Genomic DNA, 15319 nt, shown 5'->3' with positions numbered 1-15319 from the left:
TTTATTGATTTTTTTAGTATACTTGTTATCATAAAAAAACTAACTATGGACTCTATTACCTTTTATTTTATTCTTATAATTATATTAGTAATTATAGGCTTAGGTATTTTCACCGTCAAACAACAAACAGCTGTAATTATCGAACGTTTTGGGAAATTCGAAAGTATCCGAAATTCTGGTTTACAATTCAAAATCCCATTTGTCGACAAAATCGCAGGACGCATTTCCCTTAAAATACAACAACTTGATGTCGTAGTAGAAACCAAAACCAAAGACGATGTATTTGTTCGACTAAAAATTTCGGTACAATACCAAGTAATTAGTAAACAAGTGTATGATGCATTCTATAAACTAGACAATCCATACACCCAAATTACGTCTTTTGTCTTTGACGTTGTTCGTGCAGAAGTACCAAAACTTCGCTTAGATGACGTTTTCGAGAAAAAAGACGATATTGCGATTGCCGTAAAAAGTGAATTACAAGAGGCTATGAATTCATATGGTTACGTAATTATCAAAACATTGGTAACCGATATCGATCCTGATGAGCAGGTGAAACATGCCATGAACAGAATTAACGCTGCCGAACGCGAAAAAATAGCAGCACAATACGAAGGAGATGCCCAGCGAATTCTGATTGTAGAAAAAGCCAAAGCAGAAGCAGAATCAAAACGTTTGCAAGGACAAGGAATTGCTGATCAACGAAGAGAGATTGCGCGAGGACTATTAGAATCAGTTGATGTACTCAATGGAGTTGGGATTACTTCACAAGAAGCTTCTGCACTTATCGTGGTTACCCAACATTATGATACGCTACAAGCAATAGGCGAAAAATCAGGAAGCAAACTAGTTCTTCTGCCCAACTCACCAACTGCAGCCAGTGAAATGCTCAATACAATGGTGACTTCTTTTACAGCAGCAAATGAACTAAGCAAAGACACACCTTCTACCCAATCACCTTAACAATAAGTAGGAAGTATTTTAAAAAAAATAAAAAGTATCAAGACACAAAAAACCGATTCGCACGAATCGGTTTTTTTAGTATCAACTTATTGTAGTGATAAATTGGTAAAACCTAATGATAGGCTATCTTAATTATCTATTTGCTTATATTGTTCATATTTCTTTTTTACCAAACGAAGAAAATAACTAATCGTAATACTAAAAATACCGGTTGCAATCAAAGATAATCCAAACCAAACTACTGCTGCGTAACCAGCCAATATAGGATTAACCAACAAAACGATTCCTAAAACTAAACCAATAAGAGCAAAGAAAAGGGCAAATCCCCAATTTTTTACTCCGTAATTTTTCAGGTCGATAGAATAACCTATTCCAGATACAGAACGAAAAATCACTAAAAACCCAACATAGAAAGCAAGAACTTCTAAACTAAAGATTGGGTTACTTAGAAGGACTAGCCCAACAAAAACAGAAAGTAAGCCAAAGGCTAAACTCCATCCCCAATTGACCATTTCATTTCGGTTCGAGAATGCAAAAAACGACTCGAAAATTCCCGAAACAAGAAAAGTTACACTAAAAAAAGTTGCTAAAGCCGCATAGGACATCAGAGGATTGACAAAACACCAAATTCCGATAACGATGAATAAAATACCTGCGATTAATGGAACCCACCATTTTTTTACGGTAGACCGCATTGAATTTAAAAAATTATTTTCCATTTATACTATTTTGAAATTACTAGGTTTACTATACTTTTTGGGGTTATGTTTTGCATTTTCATGCAATAAAACAAATAAACTGCCAAAAAAACTACCTCAAATTACTCAAAAAACGATACTCAACAAAGCAATATCAGAAAAGATAATGTATTTTAGTAGCAATAATTATAGTCATTACAAAATAAGAAGTATTATACCATGAAAAAACTATCTGTATTACTTTTCAATCTTGGAATTCTGATGAACTTAAATGCACAGGACTTTAAAGGGAAATACCCAACCACAGCAAAAGCAAACCATACTGATGAATATTTTGGTGAGAAAGTTGCCGACCCATATCGATGGTTAGAAGACGATCGTTCGCCTCAAACGAAAGCATGGGTAGAAGCCGAAAATAAAGTAACTTTTTCTTATCTCGACAAAATTCCGTTACGCAATGAGTTGAAAAAACAATTGACTGATATTTGGAATTACGAAAAGGTAGGAACACCTTTCAAAGAAGGAAGTTATACTTACTACTACAAAAACAATGGTTTACAACAGCATAGTGTATTGTACCGTAAAAAAGGTGAAAACGGAAAAGAGGAAGTTTTTCTTGACCCAAATACCTTCTCGAAAGATGGCTCTACTTCTTTGGCAGACGTTAGCTTCTCAAAAGATGGAAGCTTAGTTGCTTACTCTATTTCGGAGGGAGGCTCTGATTGGAGAAAAGTGATTGTTCTGAATACTGAAAACAAACAACAGATTGGAGAGACCTTGGTCGATGTGAAATTCTCTGGCATTGCCTGGAAAGGAAATCAAGGATTTTATTACTCGAGCTACGACAAACCAAAAGGATCTGAATTATCAGAAAAAACAGACCAACACAAAGTGTATTTCCATACACTAAACACCCCGCAAAAAGATGACAAATTAGTTTTCGGTGGAAAAGAAACACCTCGTCGTTACATTGGAGCATACCTTACCGATGATGAACGTTTCTTGGTAATTACTGCTGCAAACACCACAACAGGAAACGAATTGTACATTCAGGATTTGAATGCGCAAGATAATAAGTTTATACAGTTAGCTAAAGGTTTCGATCAAAACGCTACGGTTGTAGACAACGATGGAGATGTGCTATATATCCAAACCAACTACAAAGCGCCTAACAATCGCTTGGTAAAAACCAATTATACAACAACAGATAAAGAAAAATGGCAAGACGTCGTTGCAGAAACCGAAAATGTTTTATCGATTTCGACAGCTGGCAAATACTTCTTTGCACATTACCTGAAAGATGCCGTTACACAAATTCAGCAATTAGACAAAACAGGTAAAAAAGTGCGCGACATACTATTACCTGGTGTCGGGAGTGCTGGAGGTTTTAGTGGGAAAAAAGACGAAACAGAAGTGTATTACGTTTTTAGCAATTATATCACTCCGACAACGAGTTACAAATTCGATTTAGAAACAGGTAAATCAGAATTATACATTAAACCTGCAATCAAATTCAATCCAGAAAATTACGAATCGAAGCAAGTATTTTATTCATCAAAAGATGGAACCAAAGTTCCGATGATTATTACCTATAAAAAAGGATTAAAACTCGACGGAAAAAACCCTACTATTCTCTACGGTTATGGAGGGTTCAATATCAGTCTGACACCTTCTTTTAGCGTGACAACTGCTACTTGGATAGAAAATGGTGGAATTTATGCTGTTGCCAATCTACGTGGCGGAGGTGAATATGGAAAAAAATGGCACGACGGAGGGCGACAATTCAATAAATTAAATGTATTTGATGATTTTATCGCTGCCGCTCAATACCTACATAAAAACAAGTACACTTCACCAGAATATACCGCCCTTTCTGGAGGATCGAACGGAGGATTATTGGTTGGAGCTACGATGACAATCGATCCGAAAATTGCCAAAGTTGCCTTGCCAGCTGTTGGGGTTTTAGACATGCTTCGTTACCATACATTTACGGCAGGTGCAGGATGGGGATATGATTATGGTACTGCAGAAGACAGCAAAGAAATGTTTAATTATCTCAAAGCATATTCACCTGTACACAATGTGAAAAAAGGACAATGTTATCCTGCGACATTAGTTACTACAGGAGACCATGATGATCGTGTTGTTCCGGCACATTCGTACAAATTTGCTGCAGAGTTACAAGACAAACAAGGCTGTAAAAATCCTGTTCTTATCCGTATCGAGACCAAAGCAGGGCATGGTGCAGGAAGATCGACAGAAGTTATAATCAACGAAACAGCTGATAAATTTGCGTTTACGCTGTGGAATATGGGTATCAAAAATCTCAAAAAGAAATAATCATTTTTTTGAGATCAGCCCTTAAAATAGTAATCAATAAAAAAAAGGTAGTTAACTAAATTGGTTAACTACCTTTTTATAATTAGAAATAATTGCTTTATTAGTAGTAAGTATAACGTCTAACTTTAGCAACATACTTTGCTAGACGAATTACTTGGTGGCTATATCCGTACTCATTATCATACCAAACATATAACACTCCATTTCTACCATCGCTAGATACTAAAGTTGCATTACTATCGAAAATAGAAGGTGCCGACGTCCCGACAATGTCAGAAGACACCAATTCGTTGTTTAATGAATATTTAATTTGTTCTACCAAATTGCCTTCTAATGCAGCGTGACGAATAGCCTCATTTATATCATCTCGAGTTACATCCTTTCCAAATTCGATGTTGAGAACTGCTAACGATCCGTTTGGTACAGGAACACGAATAGCATTCGAGGTAAGTTTACCTTCTAGACTTGGCAATGCTTTTGATACTGCACTTCCTGCTCCGGTTTCTGTAATAACCATATTGAGAGCAGCCGCACGACCACGACGGTATTTTTTGTGCATATTATCTACTAAATTCTGATCATTGGTATACGCATGAATAGTTTCTAAATGACCTTTCACAACCCCAAGCTTCTCTTCTACTACAGCCAAAATAGGTGTAATCGCGTTGGTAGTACAAGATGCAGCTGAAAATATGTTGACCTCGTCTGGAGAATAATCTTCATGATTTACACCGTATACAATATTGGGCACACCTTTTCCTGGAGCAGTAAGAATCACTTTCTCAGCACCTTTTGATTTCAAATGTCGGCTCAAAGCTTCTTCATCTTTGAAAGCGCCAGTATTATCAATAACCAAAACATTTTTGTAACCGTACGACGTGTAATCGATATCTTCTGGTTGGGCTGCTGAAATTAAATTTACAGTTGTTCCGTTGATAATTAATGCATTGTTTTCGTGATCTGCAATTACAGAACCATCGAAGTCTCCATGAACTGAATCATAACGTAATAGAGACGCTCTTTTTTCTATCAAAGTAGGATCATTTTTGTCACGTGTAACTATGGCACGTAAGCGCAATTGCTGTCCTTTTCCTACTTTCGACATTAATTCGCGAGCTAATAAACGTCCGATACGACCAAAACCATAAAGTACAACGTCACGCGGTTCGATATTTTCGATATCTTTCGCATCTTTCAATGATTCACGAACAAAGTCTTCTGCATTTTCGCTTCCGCTATTTTTGTACTCGTAAGTTAACTTTCCTAAATCTATTCTTGAGGGTGGCAAATCAATAGCATTAATAGCATTTGCAATCGCCAATGTATCTTCTATCGCTATAGGTTTGCCGATAAATTCACCCGCATACTCATGAAGATTGATAATTTCACTAACATTTTTATCAATTAATTGATTACGGAAAATTAATAGCTCTATTGACTTATCATACCATAAGTCGCTCACAGTCTTGATTAACTCTACCGTGTCTTTTCTAACCTTCGCTTGGTTGACTAACTGATCTTCGTACGAAACGTTTGCCATGTTCTTTATTATTTTATTTTATGTTTTGTTCTAGTTGCGCAAAGATAATGATTTATACTGTATTGTACGAAATTTGAAAAAACAAATCATCGTTCTTTCTCCTACCTAGAAAAATGATGAAATACTACTAGAATAGATATTTTACCATAAGATAATATTAACTACTCCACAAATATCTTCTTCCTGGATAGATTGTTGAAATATTATACATTTATTTTTTTTCTGCACAATGAAATCTATTTTCAACAAAATTTGCCGAAATCCCTCAACTGATCAATTATTTTTTTTCTTATACCATCCACTATATTGATAGATTTCACCTTTCCTTAACAAAGAATTTCATACCTTTATCAGTATAAGTTAAACAGTTCAACTATAAAGAAAACTTATTAAGCTATCTATTTTTAATATTGTTTATCTATGAAAAAACAGCCAATCTAGCGTATATTTGCCTTAGATAAAATGAAATAAAGAATAGTATTAATCACAAAAACATTAGAAAGTATGTCATTAGTAGGAAAAAAAGCACCAAATTTTGTTGCACCAGCAGTTATCAACGGAGATGAGATTGTAGAAAATTTTAGCTTACCAATTGGTGAGAAAAATATCGTGTTATTCTTCTATCCAAAAGATTTCACTTTTGTTTGCCCAACAGAATTACATGCATTTCAATCTAAACTAGCAGAATTCGAAAAAAGAGATGCTGTAGTTATCGCTGCATCTTGCGACTCTGAAGAAACGCATTTAGCTTGGTTAACAACCGCAAAAGACAACGGTGGAATAGAAGGGGTTACGTATCCAGTTGTAGCTGATTTAGCAAAAACTATCGCAATGGATTACGGTGTTTTGGCAGGAGATTATGTGTACAATGAAGAAAGAGATGCCTTAGAATTTGAAGGATTGCCAGTTGCTTTCCGTGGTACTTTTATCATCGACAAAAACGGAGTTGTACGTCACGAAACCATCAACGATTTACCATTAGGTCGTAATATCGACGAGTATGTACGTTTATTAGACGCTATCTTACACGTAGAAAAATACGGAGAAGTTTGTCCTGCAAACTGGGAAGAAGGTAAAGAAGCTATGAATGCAACCAAAGAAGGTGTAGCAACTTATTTATCTAAAAACTAATCAATTACATTACACTTTATATAATAGAGTTTAACTAGCAGCTGTCTAAACTACAGAATGTAATATCAGAAGTTGTTTAGACGGCTTTTTTCAACTTTAAAAAAACAAATTAACCCAAAACATATGTCAGAATTAATTGAATTACAAGAAGATAATTTAGCACAACAAATAGCTGACAACGACTTAGTTGTGGTGCAATACGGTGCAGGATGGTGCGGAAACTGTCGTTTGGTAAAACCAAAATTCAAACGTATGGCAGCCGAAACACCCGACGCTAAATTTATCTATGTAGATGCAGAGAAATTTGTAGAATCTAGAAAATTAGCGGATGTTCCAAACTTACCAACCTTCGCTATCTTTAAGGGAGGTGAAAAGGTAGGACAAGTAACCGCATCGAAAATAGAAGCAATAAAAGAATTATACAATGAAGTTACCAGTATTTAAGAATTTGGCAAAAAATGTGTCGACAGAAGATTTAGAGGCTGCATTAGTAGTTCTAGAATCTTATGCAGAGTCACCAGCCGTAAAAGAAGATGAACAAGAAGCAATAGGTGAGATTATTTCTAATATTTGCGGCGCCATAGAAATGAAAGAAATGTTAAACAAAGGCATGGATGAGCGCGAAGCAGCCAATACTTTTATGCAACGTGTTATGGGATCAATTGATCGCTAAAATTATTCTCAGGATAAAGTGAGTAAAAAAGGAGGGAGTTGTGACATAGTCACAACTCCCTCCTTTTTTTATATAGTATTTGGATTATTATTTAGAAAACAAATTAAAGATATCATTTCCTAAGATAAAGACCATCAAACCTAGTAAAATTATTGCTCCGACCATTTGTGCTTTTTCCAACAATTTATCACTTGGTTTTCTCCCAGAAATCATCTCATACAATGCGAAAACAGCATGACCACCATCTAACGCAGGAATCGGCAATAGATTAATAAAAGCTAACCATGCTGAAATTACTGCAGTAAAATTCCAGAAGAAATCCCAATTCCATGTCGTTGGCATCTGCTTAACCATCCCGATTGGTCCTGCAACTTGCTTACGGCCTCCTTCTGTAGTTGCAACGGTTTTAAGTCCACGCATTTGAGTAAAAACAGAGCTGAAAGTTCTTGTCACTCCTTCTTTCAAGCTTCCGAAAACACCTAGATCTTGCTGATTAACCAATCCTTTTAGATACGTATTATCGGGAGTTGTTAGAATACCCAGTTTCCCTTTTTGGTCTACCTTTGCCATCAACTCGATTTCTTTACTATTTCTCATTACAGAAATCGTTACATTTTGTCCTTTGTATTTATTAATCCAATCGTTAAAATCTGCAAAAGTATGAATTGTTCTTCCGTCAATACCTGTTATTCGATCACCTTTTATAATTCCTGCATTTTCTGCATTCGAATTGGCTACTACACTATCTATAATAAAAGGAAAGTCTGGAGTATAGAAGCTTCCTTTGTACTCTAAAATTTTCTTACTAAATTCTTTTGTAATCGGTAGAGAAACCTCTTCACCGTTACGCAAAACCTCTAAGGATTTCCCACCCAACATCGATTCTTTGGCAATTTCTTGCAAGCTATTGTATTTTATATGGTCTACTCCAATTGGTATATCACCTTTTTTTAGACCTAGTTTTACTTGGGTAGAGTCTACCGTTAAACCATATTGCATTTTTTGCACATCGATATAGGTTTCTCCATTTTTCATTAACATTACCCAGAAAATAAGAATTGCCAATAAAATATTAACAATTATACCTCCGAGCATGATAATTAATCTTTGCCAAGCAGGTTTTGTCCTAAACTCCCACGGCTGTGGTTCTTGCTTCATTTGTTCGGTATCCATACTTTCGTCTATCATACCGGCCAATTTCACATACCCTCCTAATGGCAACCACCCAATTCCGTAGAGAGTATCGCCAATTTTCTTTTTCCAGATGGCAAACTTCACATCAAAGAAAACGAAAAAACGCTCTACACGAACACCAAAAATTCTAGCCGTAATATAATGACCATATTCGTGTAACATGACCAACAACATTAAGCTAAGCATTACCTGCGCTATCTGAATTATCATATTCTATTTTTCTAAATTTATTATTTTATAAAGGGTACAAAATTACGGATTTATTCTTCAGTTGAAGAATTATTTTTCCATTCGACTGATTCAATGAAGCGTTTTACATCCGATTGTATATATTGTATAGCAGGCGCTAGTGAATCGGGATTTGGTTTTGCCGAAAAGTAAACCGAGCCCGAAATGAAGTTTCGTACGCTATCGGTCACATGAAATTTGTAGTTAATTGCCGATTCTCCGCCCAACTCAAACAAGGTACCATATACCCGACGCTCTGGATAATGGAATTCTTGTGGAGAAATATAAGACGCTTTTACGGTTTGTTCTTGAACAAATTTTTCACTATCTTTTATCTTAGAGATTAAATCGGGCTTCGAAGTTATCGGAAAATAAGTGAGATACATATTCGCCTTCATACGCGGATAATGAATCGTTAATCTCGATGGATTATTCGGGTCCGAAATCACCTTTGCCCACCGAGAATAAGAAAATGTAAAATCTCTTGCCTGCTGATAATCGTTATAGCTTGCTTTGGGATACTCTAACCGGATTTGTCCTAAGGGTTTTGCTTGTTCATTTTGTTCGCAACTGCTAAAAAAAAATCCCAACCCTCCTGCAATTGAAATCATTAGCAGACTTGCTAACTTTTTTTGCTTTTTCATTCAACTATATTAAACCGTATTTTGCTAGAAAGGTAAATCGTCCTTTTCATCCTCTATTTCTTGTACGTTTTTCGTATCTAAACTACTACTTCTTGGTAAAGTTCCTGTACCTTGTGCATGATCACTTTTCGGTGTGAGGAACTCAATCGAGTTAGCCACAATTTCTGTAGTGTAGCGTGTTTGCCCATTATCATCCCATTTGCGAGTTTTTATTCTTCCTTCGACAAAAACTTTATCTCCTTTTTTTAGGTATTTTTCGCACAACTCTGCCAACTTATTTCGGGTTACAATATTATGCCACTCTGTTTCTGTGATTCGTTCACCAGCTCTCGAAGTGTAAGCTTCGGTGGTGGCAATCGGAAATCTGCCTATGCAATTGGTGTCATCAAAATAATGCACCTTTACGTCGTCACCCAAATTTCCTATTAAGATTACTTTATTCGTGGTTCCATTCATAACATTCTCTTTAAGGTTATAAACAAATTTAATCGAAAATTCTTAAATCCATAAACTTTTCAATAGGTTTGGGCAAGGCATATCGCTCGAGGTCTTGGTAGGATACAATTTCGGCTTTCCAAAAAGCTTTCAGATCCGACAAAGATTGTTCATTCACCTCTAATTCCCAAAATTTTATATGTAAGCGTTGATGCGATAAAAGATGAGTTTCTTCATACAAAAATCGACATTTATCATCATAATCCCTATGAAAAATAGGCACATCGTCGGCTTTTCTGCTTTCAACTTTTGGTAAGCTAAAAAGTTTTGCCCAAACATCTTTATCATCACGTTGCATAAGCAAAAAAAGATGTTGGTGATGAATATATATAAAATGTAAATATCTATTTTTGATGGTTATTTTTTTTAATTTGACTGGCAATTTATTTTGGACATTTTTCTGCAAAGCAAAACACGATTCGTTCAACGGACAAGCTTCACATTTATAATTTTGGGGAGTACAAATCATCGCACCTAAATCCATTACCGCTTGATTAAAATCGCCTGGACGTTCTCTATCGATGATCTCTTTCCCCAATGCAAAAAATTTCTTTTTAGTTGCAGGTTCAGAAATGTCATCATACAAACCAAAATATCGAGCAAAAACACGATACATATTCCCGTCGAGTGCAGGGGTTACTTCATTATAACAAATAGAAGCAATTGCCGATGCAGTATAATCACCAATGCCTTTTAGTTTTTTCAGATCTTGTGAATTATCTGGGAAAATACTATCTTCATGAAGATAAAGATATTTTGCGGTAGCATGCAAATTACGTGCTCTCGAATAATATCCTAATCCTTGCCACAGCTTAAGCACCTGATTTTCATCGGCTCTTGCCAACATCTCGAGTATCGGGAAATGAGATATAAATCTCTCGTAATAGGCGATACCTTGTTGTACACGAGTTTGTTGTAGAATAATTTCTGAAAGCCAAATTTTATAGGGATCTTTTGTATTGCGCCAAGGTAGAATACGTTTATTATGATCGAACCAAGCCAAAATCAATAAGTTGGCATTTAATTTTTTGTCCAAATAACTTTTTTTTTAAAATTTACAATGCTTATATTTGCATCCGCTTTCAAATTTAAGAATAATAAAGAGTAATTATGACAAAGGCAGATATAGTAAACAATATTTCAAGTAAATTAGGTCTTGAGAAAGGAGATACGCAGCGAGTTATTGAGGCGTTTATGGACGAGGTGATCAAATCATTAGAAAACGGAGAAAATGTTTACCTGAGAGGTTTTGGTTCATTCACAATCAAGAAAAGAGCAGAAAAAACGGGGCGTAACATTACCAAAGGAACATCTATTATTATTCCTGCACACAATGTCCCAGGCTTCAAACCTGCCAAATCATTTGTAGAAAGCGTAAAAGCAAAAGTAAAAGTAGAAGATTAATTATAACATTATTAAATAAATTTTAGAAATATGCCAAGCGGAAAAAAACGTAAAAGACATAAGGTAGCGACTCATAAAAGAAAAAAACGTCGTCGTCTTAACAGACACAAAAAGAAAAAATAATCCATGTATTACAGGTGATATATTTTTAATCTTTTTGATTAGCACTTTTCATGTTAGCCAAACAGGAAAGTGCTTTTGTGTTTAATTAATAGAACATTATTTTTTGATGAATAAAGAATTAGTAATATCAACAGAGGGTCAAGATGTGCGCATTGCTGTCTTAGAAGATGGTCGATTAATGGAGCTTCATCAGGATTCCAGCAATCAAGGTTTTGCTGTTGGTGATATTTACTTGGGGAAAATCAAAAAATTGGCACCAAGTCTCAACGCATGTTTTGTAGATATTGGGTATTCTAAAGATGCCTTTTTACATTACCATGATTTGGGACCACAAATTCGTTCGTCTTTCAAGTTTTCTCATTTGTCGATGAAGAACAAGCACCAAACACATTGGTTGAAGCACTTCAAGACTGAGAAAGATATCAACAAAGACGGCTCTATTGCAGATGTTTTTCAGCCCGGAGATTCGGTAATGGTTCAAATTACCAAAGAGCCGATACACACCAAAGGTCCTAGAATTACTTCAGAAATTTCTATTGCTGGTCGTTATATAGTTTTAGTTCCGTTCTCTAATAGAGTTTCTATTTCACAGAAAATAAAAAACAAAGAAGAGCGCGAACGTTTGCTAGGGATTTTAGAAGCGATAAAGCCAGAAGGATTTGGTGTAATTATCCGAACAGTTGCCGAAGAAAAAAACACAGAAGAGTTGCAAGATGACTTGAATTATTTACTCAATAAGTGGAAAGTAGTCCATCGAAACTTGGTAAAGAACACTGCTCCTGCACTGATTCTAGATGAGATGGATCGTGCATCTTCTATTCTTCGAGATAATTTCAATGATGATTTCATCAAGATTTCGGTGGATGATGAATCTTTGTACAACGATATGCGCGATTACCTAAAATATATTGCGCCCGATAAAATAAAAATCGTAAAACTATACGAAGATCCTATCGTTCCTATATTCGAGAAGTATAACATCGAGCGGCAAATAAAGCTAGCTTTTGGCAGAACGGTAACCATCCCACAATCGAAAGGAGCTTATCTGGTTATCGAACATACTGAAGCTTTACATGTTATTGATGTGAACTCTGGTAACATCTCCAGAAACTCTAGAAACCAAGAAGACTCTGCTTTCACTGTGAACAAAGTTGCAGCAACCGAAATTGCTAGACAACTGAAACTAAGAGATATGGGAGGTATTGTTGTTATCGACTTTATTGACATGACTTCTGCCGAACATAAGAAACAACTTTTTGAACATTTACGTTCAGAAATGCAAAAAGACAAAGCCAAACACAAAATTCTACCCCCAAGTAGATTTGGTTTAATTCAGATAACTCGACAAAGGGTGCGTCCTGAACTGAATTATACCACAACCGAAGAAAACCCCAATCACGATGACGAAATTGAAGCGCCTATTGTATTGATCGATAGAATCAATCAAACTCTTCAAGGCATCGTTGACCGAAAAGACAAAGATCTAAGCAAGATGTCGTTACATGTACACCCATTTGTAGCTGCTTATCTAAAACAAGGAATTCCAAGCATACAAATGAAATGGTTTATGAGATACAAAAAATGGATAAAAATCGTCCCAAGAGACGCCTATAAGTATTTGCAATTCAACTTCTTAGACCTCAACAAAAACACCCTTTACAACGAGTCAAATTAAGCAACAAAAAAATCTACTCTAGGAGTAGATTTTTTTTATTAATATCGATAAAAAGTAAGTTTTCTGTAGAGAAATATTATTTTTCGGGTTGTAAGTATAGATCGAAATAGTCGGTAATTTTCTGCATCAAATGCACTCTATCTTTGCCGCGCACATTATGTTCGTGTCCTGGATACACGAAATAATCTATTTGCACTCCGTTACTTACAGCTTCGCGAAGAAAATCTATCGAATGTTGCCAAACCACCACCGGATCTTGCGCTCCGTGAATCATCATCAATTTACCTTTGAGATCTTTGGCTCGGTTGAGCAAGTTGTTTTCTTTGTATCCTTCTGGATTGTCTTGAGGCGATTCCATGTAGCGTTCTGTATACATAATTTCATATTGCGTCCAATCGAGAACCGGACCTCCAGCAACGCCAACTTTAAAAACCTCTGGCTTTCTCAACATGAAAGATGTTGTCATAAAACCCCCATAGCTCCAACCATGAATTCCCATCCTTTCGGCATCTACATATGGCAATGAACGCAAGTACTCTACACCTTTCATCTGATCATTCATTTCTACGGTAGCTAATTTTCGGTGGATTGCTTGCTCAAACTTCAGCCCCCTGTTTGATGATCCGCGACCGTCCATTGTGAAAACAATATAACCTTTATCGGCCAAGACATCATACCATAGATTTCCGCTTGCTGGGAAGCGATTCGTAATCAATTGTGCATGCGGTCCATTGTATAAATACACAATTACTGGATATTTTTTAGTAGGATTAAAATCGGTCGGATAAATAATTTTCCCGTATAAATCGGTTCCATCATCAGCTTTTAGAGTAAGGTTTTCTACTTTTGCAGTTTGATAATTTTCTAGTGGATTTTTTGCTGTTAATAAATTTTTAGTCGATTTTCCATCGGTAGAAAGTAAATCAATTTTACGCGGTGTAGTTTCATTGGTCCAAATATCTATGGCATAATTTCCAGATTTTGATGCTAAAACTGTATGAGTTCCAGGGTTTTTAGAGATTTTTCTTAATTTACCATTTTCCCAGTTCACGGCATACAGTTGTTTTTCTTTGGGAGAATCTTTGGTTGTTGTAATTAACAATTCTTTTCGTTTCGGATTATTTCCTACAATTTCATTTACCAACCAGCTGCCTTTTGTAATAGCATTCAACAATTTCCCTTCTCTGTTATATCGATACAAATGCATAAAACCGTCTCTTTGCGACCACCAAACAAACTCATCTTTTTTCCCTGGCAAAAAATACAATTCGTGCTGTGGTTCTACATATTTATCATCTTTTTCCTCGAACAATGTTCTTATTTTCTTTCCGCTTGCTACATCATATTCGTTGAGCTGTAGATGTTTTTGGTTGCGCGATAAAAGGGCTATAAAGATAGATCTTTCATCAGGCGACCAAGTTACCGAGGTAAGATAATGATCGATTTCGGGTTGGGTATGTAAAAAAATTGTTTTACCTGTCTTAGGATGATAAACACCTAAAGTTACGGTATGATTTTTTGTGCCCGAAAAAGGATATTTGATGTTTTTATTCACTGCAGGTTGTACCGACCAGTCAACAATCGGATAATCGGTTACAACTGTCTGATCCATTTTATAAAACGCCAAATAATTTCCCATTGGCGAAAAGAACAAACCATGATTGATCCCAAATTCGTTCTGATGAACCGACTTTCCGTTTACAACTTCGTACTTGCCATCTTTTGTAATCTGATGTATTTTACCTGTTTCATCATACAAAAACACATTATTATCAAGCACATAAGCGAGTTGTTTGTTGTGTGCATCTATAGTAGCATCTTCAGCTTTTTCTGGTAGTTGCATCCATTGGGTAATCTGTCCATTTTTTTTGATCCAATGATAAGTTCTCGCGTTGGTAAAATAAGCCTCCTCTTCATTCACCCATTGAAAATAAGGCAAACGGTTCTGCTCGAATTGTGTACTACGAAAAAGTGTATCTATTTTCTGATTAGTTGCTGAACGCTCTACAAGTGCCTCGCCATACGAAGTTTTCACACTTAGCGTATAGCGATCTTGTGAAGGCTTCCAGCCGAGTTGGGATAGATTTTCTATTCGTAAATTACTTCCTAAACCCAAAACTGCATCGGCCATGCTTAGGTTTTTCTTTTGCCCAAAAACAGCCGAACTTACTAAAAATGCTATTGTAAGATAGGGGATATTTTTCATGTATA

General features: G+C 35.9%; 14 protein-coding genes. 7 read left to right on the top strand and 7 right to left on the bottom strand.

All coding sequences use genetic code 11. The annotated features are described in order from the left end of the window. Positions 1-45 precede the first annotated feature (45 nt). Positions 46-963: an SPFH domain-containing protein gene (locus WEEVI_RS06015; protein ID WP_013598268.1), complete on the top strand. Its 918-nt coding sequence runs from the start codon at positions 46-48 to the stop codon at positions 961-963. Between the two features lie 128 nt (positions 964-1091). On the opposite strand, the gene WEEVI_RS06010 is transcribed toward WEEVI_RS06015, so the two are convergent. Next, the gene (locus WEEVI_RS06010) at positions 1092-1682 is read right to left on the bottom strand and encodes an HdeD family acid-resistance protein (protein ID WP_041942104.1); all 591 of its coding nucleotides are present in this window, start codon (positions 1680-1682) and stop codon (positions 1092-1094) included. Positions 1683-1880: 198 nt separating this feature from the next. Here WEEVI_RS06010 and WEEVI_RS06005 point away from each other — a divergent pair, with 198 nt between their 5' ends. Then, on the top strand, positions 1881-4001 hold the full coding sequence (locus WEEVI_RS06005; protein ID WP_013598266.1) for a prolyl oligopeptidase family serine peptidase: 2121 nt from the start codon (positions 1881-1883) through the stop codon (positions 3999-4001). Between the two features lie 100 nt (positions 4002-4101). Here WEEVI_RS06005 and WEEVI_RS06000 read toward each other — a convergent pair whose 3' ends face one another. Next, positions 4102-5541, bottom strand: coding sequence for a glyceraldehyde-3-phosphate dehydrogenase (locus tag WEEVI_RS06000; protein ID WP_013598265.1), 1440 nt, complete (start codon positions 5539-5541; stop codon positions 4102-4104). 504 nt (positions 5542-6045) lie between these two features. Here WEEVI_RS06000 and WEEVI_RS05995 point away from each other — a divergent pair. From WEEVI_RS05995 to WEEVI_RS05985, 3 genes are all read left to right on the top strand, one after another. Next, positions 6046-6672, top strand: coding sequence for a peroxiredoxin (locus WEEVI_RS05995; protein ID WP_013598264.1), 627 nt, complete (start codon positions 6046-6048; stop codon positions 6670-6672). 123 nt (positions 6673-6795) lie between these two features. Then, positions 6796-7116: a thioredoxin family protein gene (locus WEEVI_RS05990; protein WP_013598263.1), complete on the top strand. Its 321-nt coding sequence runs from the start codon at positions 6796-6798 to the stop codon at positions 7114-7116. Then, complete coding sequence (locus tag WEEVI_RS05985; protein WP_013598262.1) at positions 7097-7345, top strand: DUF6952 family protein; 249 nt, start codon at positions 7097-7099, stop codon at positions 7343-7345. The genes WEEVI_RS05990 and WEEVI_RS05985 overlap by 20 nt, the downstream gene beginning before the upstream one ends. An 87-nt stretch (positions 7346-7432) precedes the next feature. Here the strand turns inward: WEEVI_RS05985 and rseP are convergent, their stop codons facing one another. The 4 genes from rseP to mutY are packed head-to-tail and all read right to left on the bottom strand — an operon-like array spanning position 7433 to position 10942. Continuing rightward, complete coding sequence (rseP, locus tag WEEVI_RS05980) at positions 7433-8749, bottom strand: RIP metalloprotease RseP (RefSeq protein ID WP_013598261.1); 1317 nt, start codon at positions 8747-8749, stop codon at positions 7433-7435. Positions 8750-8799: 50 nt separating this feature from the next. Then, positions 8800-9411, bottom strand: a complete 612-nt coding sequence (gldD, locus tag WEEVI_RS05975; RefSeq protein WP_013598260.1) for a gliding motility lipoprotein GldD — start codon at positions 9409-9411, stop codon at positions 8800-8802. Between the two features lie 24 nt (positions 9412-9435). Next, complete coding sequence (locus tag WEEVI_RS05970) at positions 9436-9867, bottom strand: single-stranded DNA-binding protein (RefSeq protein ID WP_013598259.1); 432 nt, start codon at positions 9865-9867, stop codon at positions 9436-9438. A 28-nt stretch (positions 9868-9895) separates the two neighbouring features. Continuing rightward, positions 9896-10942 (bottom strand): A/G-specific adenine glycosylase, encoded by a 1047-nt coding sequence (mutY, locus tag WEEVI_RS05965; RefSeq protein WP_013598258.1) that lies wholly within the window; start codon positions 10940-10942, stop codon positions 9896-9898. A 74-nt stretch (positions 10943-11016) separates the two neighbouring features. On the opposite strand from mutY, the gene WEEVI_RS05960 reads away from it, so the two are divergent. Together WEEVI_RS05960 and WEEVI_RS05955 are read left to right on the top strand one after the other, a co-directional pair. After that, complete coding sequence (locus WEEVI_RS05960; protein WP_013598257.1) at positions 11017-11310, top strand: HU family DNA-binding protein; 294 nt, start codon at positions 11017-11019, stop codon at positions 11308-11310. Between the two features lie 229 nt (positions 11311-11539). Next, positions 11540-13108 carry an Rne/Rng family ribonuclease gene (locus WEEVI_RS05955; protein WP_013598256.1) on the top strand — a complete coding sequence of 523 codons (1569 nt, stop codon included), beginning with the start codon at positions 11540-11542 and terminating at the stop codon, positions 13106-13108. A gap of 76 nt (positions 13109-13184) precedes the next feature. On the opposite strand, the gene WEEVI_RS05950 is transcribed toward WEEVI_RS05955, so the two are convergent. Continuing rightward, entirely contained in the window at positions 13185-15314 is a 2130-nt protein-coding gene (locus WEEVI_RS05950) for a S9 family peptidase (RefSeq protein WP_013598255.1), read from the bottom strand. Between the last annotated feature and the right edge of the window lie 5 nt (positions 15315-15319).

The organism is Weeksella virosa DSM 16922 (assembly GCF_000189415.1).
GTDB classification, from domain to species: domain Bacteria; phylum Bacteroidota; class Bacteroidia; order Flavobacteriales; family Weeksellaceae; genus Weeksella; species Weeksella virosa.
The sequence above is the reverse complement of the archived record's forward strand: the minus strand, read 5'-3'. Positions and strand labels throughout refer to the sequence as shown.